The organism is Clostridium sp. TJA020, assembly GCF_058310295.1.
In genome coordinates this window covers 460,232-474,786 of the sequence record NZ_JBZEFC010000001.1, presented here as the reverse complement: position 1 = coordinate 474,786, position 14,555 = coordinate 460,232, and the positions used below count along the sequence as shown (strand labels likewise).

At 25.2% G+C, this 14,555-nt stretch carries 17 protein-coding genes; all 17 read left to right on the top strand.

The genetic code is table 11. From position 1 onward, the window contains the following. The first annotated feature begins 5 nt into the window (after positions 1-5). The 17 genes from cbiD to AC4FQ1_RS02525 all read left to right on the top strand — a co-directional run bounded on the left by cbiD (position 6) and on the right by AC4FQ1_RS02525 (position 14,554). Positions 6-1,088, top strand: a complete 1,083-nt coding sequence (gene cbiD, locus AC4FQ1_RS02605) for a cobalt-precorrin-5B (C(1))-methyltransferase CbiD (RefSeq protein WP_303127588.1) — start codon at positions 6-8, stop codon at positions 1,086-1,088. 12 nt (positions 1,089-1,100) lie between these two features. Beyond that, positions 1,101-1,703 (top strand): precorrin-6y C5,15-methyltransferase (decarboxylating) subunit CbiE, encoded by a 603-nt coding sequence (gene cbiE / locus AC4FQ1_RS02600; protein ID WP_491168858.1) that lies wholly within the window; start codon positions 1,101-1,103, stop codon positions 1,701-1,703. Positions 1,704-1,719: 16 nt separating this feature from the next. Further along, positions 1,720-2,304: a precorrin-6Y C5,15-methyltransferase (decarboxylating) subunit CbiT gene (cbiT, locus tag AC4FQ1_RS02595; RefSeq protein WP_491146832.1), complete on the top strand. Its 585-nt coding sequence runs from the start codon at positions 1,720-1,722 to the stop codon at positions 2,302-2,304. Further along, positions 2,297-2,962, top strand: a complete 666-nt coding sequence (locus AC4FQ1_RS02590) for a cobalt-factor II C(20)-methyltransferase (RefSeq protein ID WP_303127582.1) — start codon at positions 2,297-2,299, stop codon at positions 2,960-2,962. Before cbiT ends, AC4FQ1_RS02590 begins: the two co-directional genes overlap by 8 nt. Before the next feature lie 13 nt (positions 2,963-2,975). Further along, complete coding sequence (gene cobM, locus AC4FQ1_RS02585; protein WP_491168857.1) at positions 2,976-3,722, top strand: precorrin-4 C(11)-methyltransferase; 747 nt, start codon at positions 2,976-2,978, stop codon at positions 3,720-3,722. A gap of 2 nt (positions 3,723-3,724) precedes the next feature. Beyond that, positions 3,725-4,711 carry a cobalt-precorrin 5A hydrolase gene (gene cbiG / locus AC4FQ1_RS02580; RefSeq protein WP_491146835.1) on the top strand — a complete coding sequence of 329 codons (987 nt, stop codon included), beginning with the start codon at positions 3,725-3,727 and terminating at the stop codon, positions 4,709-4,711. Beyond that, positions 4,712-5,437: a precorrin-3B C(17)-methyltransferase gene (gene cobJ, locus AC4FQ1_RS02575; protein ID WP_491168856.1), complete on the top strand. Its 726-nt coding sequence runs from the start codon at positions 4,712-4,714 to the stop codon at positions 5,435-5,437. Beyond that, positions 5,437-6,207 carry a cobalt-precorrin-6A reductase gene (locus AC4FQ1_RS02570; protein WP_491146837.1) on the top strand — a complete coding sequence of 257 codons (771 nt, stop codon included), beginning with the start codon at positions 5,437-5,439 and terminating at the stop codon, positions 6,205-6,207. The genes cobJ and AC4FQ1_RS02570 overlap by 1 nt, the downstream gene beginning before the upstream one ends. Before the next feature lie 10 nt (positions 6,208-6,217). Next, on the top strand, positions 6,218-7,165 hold the full coding sequence (cbiB, locus tag AC4FQ1_RS02565; RefSeq protein ID WP_303127569.1) for an adenosylcobinamide-phosphate synthase CbiB: 948 nt from the start codon (positions 6,218-6,220) through the stop codon (positions 7,163-7,165). Continuing rightward, complete coding sequence (cobD, locus tag AC4FQ1_RS02560; RefSeq protein WP_491168855.1) at positions 7,162-8,241, top strand: threonine-phosphate decarboxylase CobD; 1,080 nt, start codon at positions 7,162-7,164, stop codon at positions 8,239-8,241. The genes cbiB and cobD overlap by 4 nt, the downstream gene beginning before the upstream one ends. Beyond that, positions 8,231-9,364 carry a hypothetical protein gene (locus AC4FQ1_RS02555; protein WP_491168854.1) on the top strand — a complete coding sequence of 378 codons (1,134 nt, stop codon included), beginning with the start codon at positions 8,231-8,233 and terminating at the stop codon, positions 9,362-9,364. Before cobD ends, AC4FQ1_RS02555 begins: the two co-directional genes overlap by 11 nt. A gap of 12 nt (positions 9,365-9,376) precedes the next feature. Continuing rightward, a complete protein-coding gene (locus AC4FQ1_RS02550) occupies positions 9,377-10,882 on the top strand; it encodes a cobyric acid synthase (RefSeq protein ID WP_491168853.1) in 1,506 nt (501 codons plus the stop codon). Between the two features lie 177 nt (positions 10,883-11,059). Continuing rightward, positions 11,060-12,511, top strand: a complete 1,452-nt coding sequence (locus AC4FQ1_RS02545; protein WP_303127562.1) for an aminoacyl-histidine dipeptidase — start codon at positions 11,060-11,062, stop codon at positions 12,509-12,511. 202 nt (positions 12,512-12,713) lie between these two features. Next, entirely contained in the window at positions 12,714-13,055 is a 342-nt protein-coding gene (locus tag AC4FQ1_RS02540; protein WP_491146841.1) for a hypothetical protein, read from the top strand. A gap of 77 nt (positions 13,056-13,132) precedes the next feature. Further along, positions 13,133-13,369, top strand: coding sequence for a TIGR04540 family protein (locus tag AC4FQ1_RS02535; RefSeq protein ID WP_303127557.1), 237 nt, complete (start codon positions 13,133-13,135; stop codon positions 13,367-13,369). Positions 13,370-13,531: 162 nt separating this feature from the next. Then, positions 13,532-13,981: a hypothetical protein gene (locus AC4FQ1_RS02530; protein ID WP_303127554.1), complete on the top strand. Its 450-nt coding sequence runs from the start codon at positions 13,532-13,534 to the stop codon at positions 13,979-13,981. 90 nt (positions 13,982-14,071) lie between these two features. Next, complete coding sequence (locus tag AC4FQ1_RS02525; RefSeq protein WP_491146842.1) at positions 14,072-14,554, top strand: flavodoxin family protein; 483 nt, start codon at positions 14,072-14,074, stop codon at positions 14,552-14,554. Position 14,555 lies beyond the last annotated feature (1 nt).

Below are 14,555 nucleotides of genomic sequence, written 5' to 3'. Positions count from 1 at the left end.
TTAATATGCTTGATTTGTATGTTGAAGGTCCAGATGGAAAAAAACTAAGATGTGGATATACAACGGGTTCTTGTGCATCAGCAGCTGCAAAGGCAGCTACTTATATGCTTTTTAATAAAGAAGAAATTACAAATATAGAGATAGATACTCCAAAAGGAATAAAATTAAATTTAGAAATAAATGATATAAAATTTGGTAGTGATTATGTGGAATGCTCTATTATTAAAGATGGTGGAGATGACATAGATGTAACAAGTGGTTTAGATATTTGGGCAAGAGCTAAAATTATTGATAATGGATATAAATTAAAAGGTGGAGAAGGGGTAGGAAAGGTTACTTTAGATGGCCTTTTTATACCAAAAGGAGAACCTGCAATAAATAAAGTACCAAGAGACTGTATAAAAAAAGAAGTTATGAAAGTTAAGCCTAAAGATAAAGGGGTGGAAATAACAATTTTTATACCAAAAGGAGAAGAAGTTAGTAAAAAAACTTTTAATCCTAGACTTGGTATAGTTGGAGGAATATCTATACTTGGAACAACAGGAATAGTATATCCAATGTCTGAAGATGCTTTAAAAGCATCTATAAATCTGGAAATAAATCAAAAGGCTGTAAATAATGAAAGACTTATATTAACATTTGGAAATATGGGTGAAAGACTTTGTAAACAACTTGGATATGAAGAAAGTGAAATAGTTATAATATCTAATTTCGTAGGATACGCACTTGATTGCTGTAGAAATCTCAATATAAAAGAAGTAATTTTAGTTGGTCATATAGGAAAAGTTAGTAAAATTGCTTATGGATGTTTTAATACTCATAGTAGAGTTAGCGATGTAAGGTTAGAAGTAATAGGATTAGAGCTTGCACTATTAGGTTATGATATAGGTTTTGTTAAAGAAGTTTTAGAACAAAAAACATCAGAAGGTGCAGTTAAATTTTTAGGTGATGGATACAATGAATTATACAAAAATATAGTAGAAAAAATAAAAAAGAGAATGGAAATTTACACTTATAATGAAATGAAGTGTGAAGCTATTATGTATTATGATCCATTAAGTCCTAAAGTTTTATGGAGCTCTATATAGGGAGGGGATTTTATGGTTTATATAGTTGGAATAGGTCCTGGAAATAAGGATTATATATTACCAAAGGCTATTTCTACTTTAAATGAAAGTGATATAATTATAGGATTTTCTAGAGCTTTAAAATCAATAGAATTTTTAAAAAAAGATTTTATATGTGTAAGTTCAATTAAGGAAATAATAAATGAAATAAAGAAAAATAAAGAAAAAGTAGTATCAGTTATAGCATCAGGAGATCCATTATTTTATGGAATAACAGATTATTTAAAGAAAAATATAGATGAAAATATAGAAGTTATACCTGGAATAAGCTCTTTTCAATACTTCGCAAGTAAAGTAGGTATAATGTGGAGCAAGGCTTATCTTAGTAGTTTACACGGAAGAGAAGATGAGTTTTTAAAGAAAGTATTAGAAAATAAAATAACAGTTTGGTTAACTGATAATATAAATACTCCAAAAAAATTATGCAATTTATTAAGTGAAAATGAAGTTTGTTCAAAAGTGTATATTGGAGAAAATTTATCATATGAAGATGAAAAAATTACTATAGGTAATCCTAATGATTTAAAAAATGGAGATTATGATAAATTATCTGTAATAATTATAGAGCATATTTAAAGAGGATAGTGATGAAATGAAATTTATAAAAGATGAAGAGTTTATAAGAGGAAATTGTCCTATGACAAAAGAGGACATAAGAATAAACTCTATTTGTAAGTTAGATATTAAAGAAGATTCTAATGTATTAGATATAGGAAGTGGAACAGGTTCAATTACAGTTCAGTGTTCAATGCTTTGCCCAAAGGGAACTGTATATTCAATTGAGAAAGATGAAGATGCTATCGATGTAAGTAAGAAAAATTTTAATAAGTTTAATTGTAATAATATAAAGTTTTTAGAAGGAGATGCAGTAGAACATTTAAATAAACTTTTAAATGAAAATATTAAGTTTGATTCTATATTTGTTGGAGGTAGTGGCGGATCACTAGAGGAAATATTAAAACTATCTAATAAATTAATTAAATCTTCTGGAAAACTTGTAATGAATTTTATAACGTTAAAAAATGTTTATGATGCAATTAAAGTTATAGAAAACTTGAATTATAAAGTAGATGTAACAATGTTACAAGTAAGTAAATCAAAAGGTAAAAGTTTAATGCTTATAGCAAATAATCCAATATTTATAGTAGAGTGTAGAAAGGAAGACATAAATGGCTAAGTTATATGGAATAGGTGTAGGACCAGGAGATTCAGAACTTTTAACTATAAAGGCAGTAAATGCAATAAAACAATGTGATATAATAGTTTCACCAGTGGCTGTTGAAGGTGGTGAAAGTGTAGCTTATGAAACAGCAAAAGAATATATAGGTAAAGATACAGAAGTAATACTTAAACATTTTCCAATGGGAAAAAAAGATAGAGTGGAAAAAGCAAAAGATGCTTATAAATACATAGAAAACGAAATAAATTCAGGAAAAACTGTAGGTTTTTTAACTATAGGAGATCCATACGTTTATAGTACATACATACATATGCTTAAACACATGAAAGAAAATGGAATAGAAGTTGTAACTATACCAGGAGTAACATCATTTTGTGCAGCAGCAAGTCTTGTAAATAGAACATTAGTAATAGGAAATGAGCCTTTACTAATACTTCCAGCAGCAAGAATTTCTGATATTAAAGATGAAAAATATGTTGTAATAATGAAGGTATATAAAAAAGAAGAGGAAGTTTTAAATTTATTAGAAGAAAAAGGTTTTGACTATGTTTGTGTTCAAAAAGTTGGTAGAGATGGAGAAAGAGTTTTAGAAAATAGAGATGATATTATAAATTCAAGAGAATATATGTCATTAATAATAGCAAGTAGAGACTAAGGAGGAATAATTTATGGTTTATTTTATAGGAGCAGGTCCAGGAGATGTTGATTTAATTACGGTTAAAGGAAGACAAACTTTAGAAAGTGCTGATGTAGTTATATATGCAGGTTCTTTAGTATCAAATGAGCATTTAAAGTTTTGCAAAGGTTCAGCCAAAATATATAATTCAGCTAAAATGACTTTAGATGAAGTTATAGAAGTTATGAAAGAAAATAGAGATAAGATTATAGTTAGATTACATACAGGTGATCCAGCTATATATGGTGCTATAAAAGAACAAATGGATGAGTTAGATAAACTTAATATAGAATATAAAGTTATTCCAGGTGTAAGTTCATTTACAGCAGCTGCATCTTCAATAAAAAAAGAGTTTACTCTTCCAAGTGTAACTCAAACAGTAATACTTACTAGAGTTGAAGGAAGAACTCCGGTTCCAGAAGGAGAGGACTTAGAAAAGCTTGCAAGTATTGGAGCTTCAATGGCTATATTCTTATCTATATCAATGATAGATAAAGTAGTTAAAAAGTTAAGAAATGGTTATGGAAGAAATGTAAATATTGCGGTTGTAGAAAGAGCAACTTGGCAAGATGAAAGAATAATTTTAGGAACACTTGACGATATAAGTGAAAAAGTTAAAGAAGCTGGAATTACAAAATGTGCTCAAATATTAGTTGGAGATTTTATAAGCTGTGATTATGAAAAAAGTAAATTATATGATAAGTCATTTACACATATGTTTAGAGATGCAAAGGAATAAAAATGATTGGAATTATTAGTGTTACTAAAAAGGGAGATATTTTAGCTAATAAATTAAAAGAAAATTTAAGTTCGGAAATATTTTTAAAATCTAAGGAAGATTTAGATATTAAAAGCGTAGCTTGTGATTATTTTGAAAAATTTGATGGAATCATTTTTATAAGTTCAACAGGAATAGCTATAAGAATGATTGCAAATCTCTTAAAAGGGAAATCAAAGGATCCTGCAGTAGTTGTTGTTGATGTAAATAATAATTTTACAATAAGCTTATTAAGTGGACACTTAGGTGGAGCTAATGAATTAACTTTAAAGGTAGCTAATATATTAAAAAATACTCCAGTTATTACAACCGCAACTGATGGAATGAATATAAAAGCTCCAGACGTTATTGCAAAAGAAAATGGATTTATAATTGATAATTTTAAAATATGTAAAAATATAGCCTCTTTACTTGTAAATAATAAAAAGGTATTCATAAAAGATGAAAAAAATATTATAAAGAATGAGAATGGATATATTAATTCAGAAGATATAAAGTGCAACACTGTTTTAATTACTAATAAAAATAAAAAATATAATGAAGAAAATATTTTAAAACTTATAAGACGTGATGTTGTTTTAGGAATTGGTTGTAGAAAAGAAACAAATCCTAAAGAATTAGAAAAATTCGTGTTAAAGACATTAGAAAATCATGGTTATGATTATAGGGCTGTATGTAAAATAGGTTCTGTAGATATAAAAAAAGATGAAAAAGCAATTAAAGAACTTTCTAAAAAGTTAAACTGTGATTTTATAACATTTAATAGAGATAGTATAAATAGTGTTAATTTAGATTATGAAAAAAGTGACTTTGTATTTAAAACTTTAGGTGTTTATGGAGTTTGTGAACCGGTAATTTCTTTATTAAATAGCTTTGTTACGGTTAAGAAAATAAAATTTAATGGAATGACATTAGCAATAGGTGAGATAATTAGTGAAGGAGAAGAATAAATGGGAAAATTATATGTAATAGGAATTGGTCCAGGTGGATTAGAACATATGACATTAAAAGCTAAGGAAACTATATTAAATGCAGATATAGTAGTTGGATATACTAAGTATATTGATATGGTTTCAGAATTAGTAGATGGAAAAGAAGTATTTAAGACTGGTATGAGGGGGGAAGTTGAAAGATGTAAAAAAGCTTTAGAATTTTCAAAAGATAAAAATGTAGCTTTAATAAGTACTGGAGATTCAGGCATATATGGAATGGCAGGACTTATATTAGAGCTTAGAGAAGATGAGAATGTTGAAATAATACCAGGACTTACAGCATCAAGTGCAGCAGGTTCAGTTGTAGGTGCTCCACTTATGCATGATAATTGTAATATTAGTTTAAGTGATTTAATGACTCCTTATGAAGATATTAAGAAAAGAGTAAAGTTTGCAGCAGAAGGTGATTTTATAATATCTTTATATAATCCAAAGAGTAAGGGAAGACCAGAGTATTTAAAGGAATGTTTAGATATAATTAAAAATTATAGAAATGGAAATACTCCAATTGCAGTAGTTAGAAATGCCTTAAGAGATGATATGAGTTATACTATAACTACTTTAGAAAAATTTGATGTAGAAATAGTAGACATGATGAGTATTGTTATAGTTGGGAATTCAAAAAGTTATATAAAGGATGGAAAATTCATAACTCCAAGAGGATATAAAATAGGTGATAAGTAATGATAGGTTTTATACTTGGAACATCAGAAGGTAAAAATATTTTAAAATATATTAATAGATTTACTGATGAAGTTGTAGTTTCAACTGCAACAGAATATGGTGGAGAATTACTTAAAAAATATAAATTTAAACATTTAAACACTAAGCCACTTGATAAAGATGGCTTAGTTAATTTAATAAATAAATTTAATATCAAGGTTCTAGTTGATGCAAGTCATCCTTACGCTAAGGAAGTTAGTAAAAATGCTATAGATAGTGCTAAAGAATGCAATATAGATTATATAAGATATGAAAGACTTGGAGTTTTAAAAGAATCAAATTATAAAAAGATTTCTTATATAAGTGGATATGATGAATTAAAAGATACAATTAAAAATATTGATGGAAATATTTTAAATACTACAGGTAGTAGAAACATAGAAACAATTTATAATCTTAATATAAAAAATAGAATAATACATAGAATACTTCCAAGCGCAAAAATACTTCAAGATGTTTTAAATATTGGAGTTAAGGTAGAAGATGTTATAGCTATAAAAGGACCTATAGGTTATGAATTAAATAGAGCTTTTATAAATCAATATTCTGCAAAGGCACTAATAACAAAAGACAGCGGAAAAGCTGGTGGAACTATTGAAAAGCTTAAAGCTTGTATGGATGAAAATATAGATATTATAGTTATAGATAAGCCTAAGATAGAATATGGAATAACATTTTCAGATGAAAAAGAACTAGTAGATTATTTAATACATAAATATAATTTAGTTTAGGAGTTTTAATATGTTTAAAATAATACTTGGATATATATTAGACCTAATAATAGGGGATCCACAAAATCCATATCATCCAATTAGATTTATAGGAGCTTTGGCAAAGTTTAGTGAAAATTTATTTAGAAAAATATTTAAAAATAGTTTAAAGTTAGCTGGACTTATAACTTGGATATTTGTTATATTAATAACTTTCTTTATTAATTTTATAATAATAAAATTATTAGGAAATATAAATGTATATTTAGCTTTTATTTATGAAGCCTTAGCTATATATTTTTGTATAGCAACAAAATCTCTTAAAGATGAAGGATTAAAAGTAATAGAATATTTAAAAAAAGATGACTTAAATGGAGCAAGACATAGATTATCTTATATAGTTGGAAGAGATACTGAAAATTTAGATGAAACTTCAATAATAAGAGCTGTTATTGAGACAGTGGCAGAAAATATGTCAGATGGAGTTATTGCACCTATAATTTTTGCAGGAATTGGTGGTGCACCTTTAATTTTTGTATATAAGGCTGTAAATACAATGGATTCTATGTTTGGATATAAAAATGAAAAATATAAGGATTTTGGATATTTTCCTGCAAAACTTGATGATGTATTTAATTATATACCAGCAAGAATTACAGCTTATTTAATTATAATATCATCATTTGTACTTAGATTAGATTATAAAAAAGCTTTATACATATATAAAAGAGATAAAAATAATCATACAAGTCCTAATAGTGCTCATCCAGAAGCGGCAGTAGCTGGAGCTTTAAATATAATGCTTGGAGGAGATAATTATTATTTTGGTAAAATAGTTCAAAAGCCTAGAATAGGTGATGATATAGAAAAAATAACTTTAAATAAAGTTTATTTAGTAAATAAAATATTATATTTAAGTTCTTTTTTAGGTATCATATTAGCTTGTATTATAAACAAGTTTATTGAGGTGATTTTATGAAAAAATTTACTCATGGTGGGAATATAGATGAAGTTTGTAGAAACTTATGCATAGATAGAAAAAATATTATAGATTTTTCAGCGAACATAAACCCTTTAGGATTAAGTAACAGTGTTAAAGAATCTATATTAAAAAGTATAGATATAATAGTTAATTATCCAGATATAACTTATTATAATCTTAAAAAGGAAATAAGTAATTATGAAAATATAAATATGGAAAATTTATTTTTAGGTAATGGAGCTGCTGAATGTATATTTAATGTAGTTAGAGCTATAAATCCTAAAAATACTCTTCTTTTAGCACCAAGTTTTTCAGAATATGAGGAAGCAATAAAAAGTATAAAATCTAATATAGAATACTATTTTTTAAAAGAAGAAAATAAATTTAGAATAGATAATGAAATATTAAATAAATTAAATAATGATATAGACCTTTTATTTATATGTAATCCAAATAATCCAACAGGTGTTTTAACATCAAAAATACATTTAGAAAAAATAATAAAAAAAGCAAGTCAAAATAATATATATGTTGTTGTAGATGAGTCATTTATGGATTTTGTTAAAGATAGCTATAAGTATTCAGTAAAGGAATTACTAAATAAATATACTAACTTAGTAATAATAAAGTCAGTAACTAAATTTTACGCAATACCAGGACTTAGAATGGGTTTTGGAATTACAGAAAATAAAGAGTTATTAAAAAAGGTAGATGCTGTAACTATGGCTTGGAATGTTAATAGTTTAGCTTCAGAAGCAGCTATGAGTGGGTTAAGAGATAAAGAATATATAGAAGAAACTATAGACTACGTACAAAAAGAAAAAGAGTATTTATATAATAATTTAAGCGAAATAAAAAGTATAAATATTTTTGAACCTTCTGTAAATTTTATATTTTTTAGTATAGATAAAGATATTGATTTAAAAAAAGAATTATTAAAACAGGGAATAATAATTAGAAGTTGCAGCAATTATAATGGATTAGATAATAGTTTTTATAGAATTGCAGTTAGAACAAGAGAAGAAAATGATAAAATATTAAAAGTAATAAATAGGGTCTTAAATGAAAAGTAAAAAAATACTGATTGTTTTAGATGGATACTATGAAGAAAATCCTACTATTAAAGAAGAAATAAATAAGAACTTTGATAAATTAATAGGATTTTCATCATTTACTAAAAAAGGATATATAGATAATTCAATAGATGGATACGATGTTGATAGCTTAAGTTGTATTTTTAATATATTAGGATACAAACTTAATAAAGAAAAAATATATGAAAGAGCATATTTTGAGGCGTTATCAAAAGGATATAATATAGATGATAATGAATCTGTTCTTAGATGCAATTTAATTAAAGTACATAAAAATAAATTACATGATTTTACTGGTGGATTAGATAAAGAATGTGAAGAAAAGTTAATAAATAATTTTATAGAAGATATAATGATAAAAGGTGAGTTTAAAGATTACTTTAAGCTTGTGAATTGTAGTCATTATAGAAATTTACTATTTATAAAAGAAAAGTATGAAAATATTAAACAAATAAATTTTTTTAAACCACATGAAAATGTTGGAGAGAAAATAAATACTATATTACCAAAAAGTAATGTTAAAAATGATATATTTTATAAAATAACTTTAATGATGGAATTATCAAAGAAATACTTTAAAATAAAAGGCTATGATGGTCTTATGTTATTTCCATGGGGATTATCTAAAAGGGCTAATATAGAAACTTTATACAAAAAATATTTTTTAAGTGGGTCTGTTGTAGCAGGAATAGATTTAATAAAAGGTATGGGGTTAGCATTAGGTTTAAAGGCAGTTAACTTAAAAAAAGCTACTGGAAACTTTGATACTTCTTTAGATGAAAAATTAATTAAATCAAAAGAAGAAATAAAAGATAAAGATTTTTTATTTATTCATATAAATGGTTGTGATGAATTAGCTCACATTTATGATTTAAAAGGAAAAGCTAACTTTATAAATAAATGCTTTAATGAATTTATTTTTCCTTTTGCAAATCATATTAAAGAAAATTATAAAGATTATTCTATAATTATAACTGGAGATCATATAACTGATTCTATAACTGGTAAACATAAGAAAGGTGAAACATGTTATTTTATCTTATCATCTAATAAAATAAACAATAAAGCATTAGATAATTCACTTATAAATATATTTAAATAAAGGAATGATAAAATGAAAACTAAAGGGATAATGTTTCTTGGAACGGCTTCATCGGTAGGAAAGAGTACTTTAGCAACAGCTGTATGCAGATATTTTACAAATAAAAGTTTAAAGGTTTGTCCTTTCAAGGCTATGAATATATCTTTAAATTCATTTGTTACAAAATCAGGAGATGAAATGGGAAGAGCTCAAGTTGTGCAAGCTGAAGCATGTAATATTGAACCAGAAAGCTTTATGAATCCATTACTTTTAAAGCCAAATGGAGGAAAAACTCAAGTTATAGTAAATGGAAAAGTTAAATTTATAATGGATGCTTATAAATACAAAGAAATAAATAAAGAATTAAAAAAAGAAGTATTAAATACATATAATAACATAAAAAATAATTATGATTTAATGGTTCTTGAAGGTTCAGGTAGTTGTGCAGAGATAAATTTAAAAGATACAGATATAGCTAATATGGAAATGGCAAGAATGGCAGATGTACCTGTTATATTAGTTGCAGATATTGATAGAGGAGGAGTTTTTGCCTCTGTAGTTGGAACTCTTATGCTTTTAGATGAAGAAGATAGAAAAAGAGTTAAAGGTGTAATTATAAATAAATTTAGAGGTAGGGTAGATCTTTTTAAAGGAGCAATGAAAGATTTAGAAAAAATAATAAATATACCTGTACTTGGAGTTATGCCATATACTAAGTTAAATATTGAAGATGAAGATGGTGTAACATATAGAACTACTAATAATTATAGAGATAATTATAAGATAGATATTGCAGTTTTGAAACTTCCACACATGTCCAATTTTACTGATTTTAATAATTTAGAAAGGATTAATTATGTTAATTTAAGATATGTAGATAATGTTTTAGATTTAAATAATCCTCATATGATAATTATTCCAGGAAGTAAAAATAGTATAGAAGATTTAAAGTTTATTAAAGAAAAAGGATTTTTTAATAGGATAAAAGATTTAAATAAACAAGGAACTATTTTATTTGGAGTATGTGGTGGATATCAAATGCTAGGAGAGGCAATTTTAGATGATATGCAAATAGAAGGAAGCTCTAAGAGAGAAGAAGGTTTTAATTTATTGGACTTTAAAACTAAATTTAGTCGAGAGAAAACTACTCTTCAAACAGAAGGAAAAATAAATATTGATAATCCAATTAATGAATACTTTAAAGATTTGAATGTAAATGGATATGAAATTCATAATGGATTTAATGAATATAATGAAAATGTAATTCCATTTATATATGGAGAAAATAATAGAATAGTTGGTTCCATAAATAAAAGTGGTACTGTAATAGGAACATATCTTCATGGTATATTTGATTCTGATGAATTTAATAAAAAGCTTATTAAGGTTATTTGCAATAAGAATAATATAAAAGATTTCAATTTAAATGAAGAAGAATCTTATAGAGAATATAAAAATAAAGAATATGATAGAATATCTAGTATTTTAGAAGAAAATATAGATGTAAGTAAGATAGAAAGTATAATAAATAATAATTAACTAGAAAATAAGGAGTACTATTATTATAGTGCTCTTTATTTTATAAAAAAACTATTATTAAAATATAAATTTTATCAAATTTATAATAATATATTGATTATTAATTTAAAAATAATTACAATTTTTTATAAGGAAAATAAATTTAATAAAATTTGACATTAAGAAGGAGCGATTATTATGTCAGTATGTAAAAATTTAGAGCCGAAAAAAGTATTTAAGTTTTTTGAAGAAATAACTAAAATTCCTCATGGTTCATATAAAGAAAAACAAATAAGTGATTACTTAGTTAATTTTGCAAAAGAAAGAAGCCTTGAGGTAATACAAGATAATGCATTAAATGTAATTATAAAAAAACCTGCAACTAAAGGTTATGAAAATAAGACACCTGTAATAATACAAGGACATATGGATATGGTTTGTGAAAAAGGAGCTAATAGTAAGCATGATTTTGATAAAGACTCTTTAGAATTAAAAGTAGAAGGTGATTTTTTATATGCAAATGATACTACACTAGGTGCAGATGATGGAATAGCAGTTGCATATACACTTGCTATATTAGATTCAGATGATATTAATCATCCTGAAATAGAAGCAGTATTTACTACATCAGAAGAAGTTGGTATGGATGGTGCTATGGCATTAGATACTAGTCTTTTAAAAGGAAAGATATTATTAAATATTGATTCAGAAGAAGAAGGAATATTTTTAACAGCTTGTGCTGGCGGAATAAATACTAAAGTTATATTTGAAGGTGAATTAGAAGAAGCTTATGGAAGGTGTATTAAATTAGAAGTAAATGGTTTACTTGGTGGTCATTCAGGATTAGAAATAATAAAACAAAGAGCTAATGCCAATAAGCTAATAGGAAGAATATTATTTGAATTAAGAAAAGAAGTACCATTTAATTTAGTAAGTATAAATGGTGGAACAAAACATAATGCTATACCACGTAAATGTGAGGTTCTACTTACTTTAAATAATTCAGATGATATTAACAAAGTAAAAGCAATAGTAGAAAATATTGCAAAAGATTTTAAGGTTGAATATAGAATAGCAGATAAAGGATTAAATGTTGAAGTTTATGATTATAATGAAGGTGTAGATAAACAATTTAATTTAAGCACAACTTCTAACTTAATAGATTTCTTAGTTATGTGTCCAAATGGAGTTCAAAATATGAGTGAAGATATAAAAGGATTAGTTCAAACTAGTTTAAATGTTGCAGTTATAGAGACTTTTAAAAATAATATTTCTATAATCACTTCTATAAGAAGTTCAATTAAAAGTTTAAAATATGAAGTATTTAATAAATTATCAGTAATAGCTGAAAGAGCAGGTGCTTCAATAGAAAAGGTTAGTGAATATCCTGAGTGGGAATATGATCCAAACTCAAATATAAGAAAGCTTTGTGAGAAGGTATATAAAGATATGTTCCATAAAGAAGCTGAAATTTCAGCAATTCATGCAGGTCTTGAGTGTGGATTATTTAAAGAAACTATGAAAGATACTGATATGATAAGTTTTGGACCATATATATTTAATGCTCATACTCCAACAGAACATTTAAGTATATCATCAGCTGAAAGAATGTATAAATTCTTAGTAGAACTTTTAAAGGAAATCAATTAAATATATTTTAGAAATATAAATTTATTAATATTTAAAGAGAGTAATTTTAAAGTTTAAATTGCTCTCTTTTTATAATTTAATTATTAAATTTATAATTATATAAAAATAGGTTTAAATAAATTTAATTTTTAAAATGATTATAAATAGTATTTAAATAAAAAAATACTCATAGTTATAAGTAATTAATATTTAAGGAGCAACTATGAGAAAGATAAACCTTTTAATAATTAGTTTTTTAATAATTACTTTAAGTATTGTTGGTTGTAGTAAAGAGACTTTTAACAAATTTCAAAGTGAAATATCAAAAGATGAAGCTAAAAATATAGTTTATGAATATGTGAAATTAAACAATAATATTCAAGAAGAAATAATTATTGATAGTATTGATGATATTGAATTAAATGGGAAAAAAGCTTATGGCTTTAATCCAAGGGTTATAATGGATATGCATACATCATCATTAGGATTTTTTTATGTTACAGTAGATGGTAATCTTTATGAAATGGATATTTTAAATCCTAATAATTTAATAAAGATAAAGTAGTTTAAATGTAAGATTGAAATAATAATAAAATATGGTATTATATATTTAAGAAATTTATTAGTACAAAGGAGTAAATTATGAGAGCAGTTTATAGAAATCCTAAGGAATTAGCAACTTGTTTAAAAGACTTAATAGACCAATATTTAGAAGACCTGATTACTTATGAGAAATTAGCACAAAAAGTACTAAGAATAGTAGATGCAAATAAAAATGCTGTTTATAAGGATGGACATATGCCATCAAAATTAGCTAATTTTTTAGGTGAAGATAGAAAAGATATATTAGATAAAATAGTTTATAATGAGCAAAATTAATATATTTATTTAAGAATTTCAGCAAATATTTCAAAAAACATATATTTTAATGTATAATATATAAGTAATTTATTTTAAGTGAATAAGCTAACTTCTTTTACAGTTAGACATATTATAGTATTTATATGCACTTAATAAAAGTATATTTGGAAGAAGGTAGAAATGATGGAAACTATAAAAGTATTTAATAAAAAAATACACTGGGATGGTTTAAATTTAACTTGTGTAATGGAAAGATATTTAGATACTAATAATATAGCTTTAGAGGTATATGATGAGTACGGTGAATTTTATGAGTGTGTTACACTAGATTATAAAGAAAGCTTACCAAAATCAAACAACGCAATCATAAATAATAGAAACGAATGTGAAGGAATATTAAATGCTATAACTTCAGCAAATCTTGCTAAGGTTGTTGGTAGAATAGATGTAAATCTTTTAATGAGAGATTTAGTTGTAGTTAACAGCAGAGAATTTAAAGAAATTGATGAAGAGTTATTTTTAGAATTTGCTAAAAGTACATATAATGATTTAAGCTCATTTATTGCTTCAAAAGAAAAAGAAGAAAATTTAGAAGAAATTGAATCTATTGATGAGATAGAAGAAATTTAATTAAAAAATTTTTAATTTAAAAATAGGTGTAAGATTAATGCTTACACCTATTTTATATAAAACAAAAGATAAAGGTTGGAGGGTAAATTTATGAAAATTTCTATATTATATGATTCAAAAAGTGGGCATACTAAAAGAATTGGAGAAACAATAAAGCTAGGTGCTGAGAGAGTAAGTGAAATTGAAGTAAAATGTATGAATATTAATAACATTGATATAAATTTTTTAAATGAAAGTAAGGCGGTAATATTTGGTACACCAACATATTTAGCTAACACTACTTCTAATATTAAGAATTGGTTAGATAATTCACATAATATTAATTTAGAAGGTAAGATAGGAGCTATGTATGCTACAGCTGATTACATATGGGGAGGAGCAGATACTGCTATTTTAACATTAATGAATCATTTAATTGTAAAAGGAATGCTTTTATATTCTGGAGGGTCAGCACATGGTAAACCTTTTATACATTTAGGTTATGTTAGTGTAAATGGTGTTAATGATGAAGACAAAGAAACACCTATGATATTTGGAGAAAGAATAGCTAAGAAAGTTAAAGAACTATTTTAAT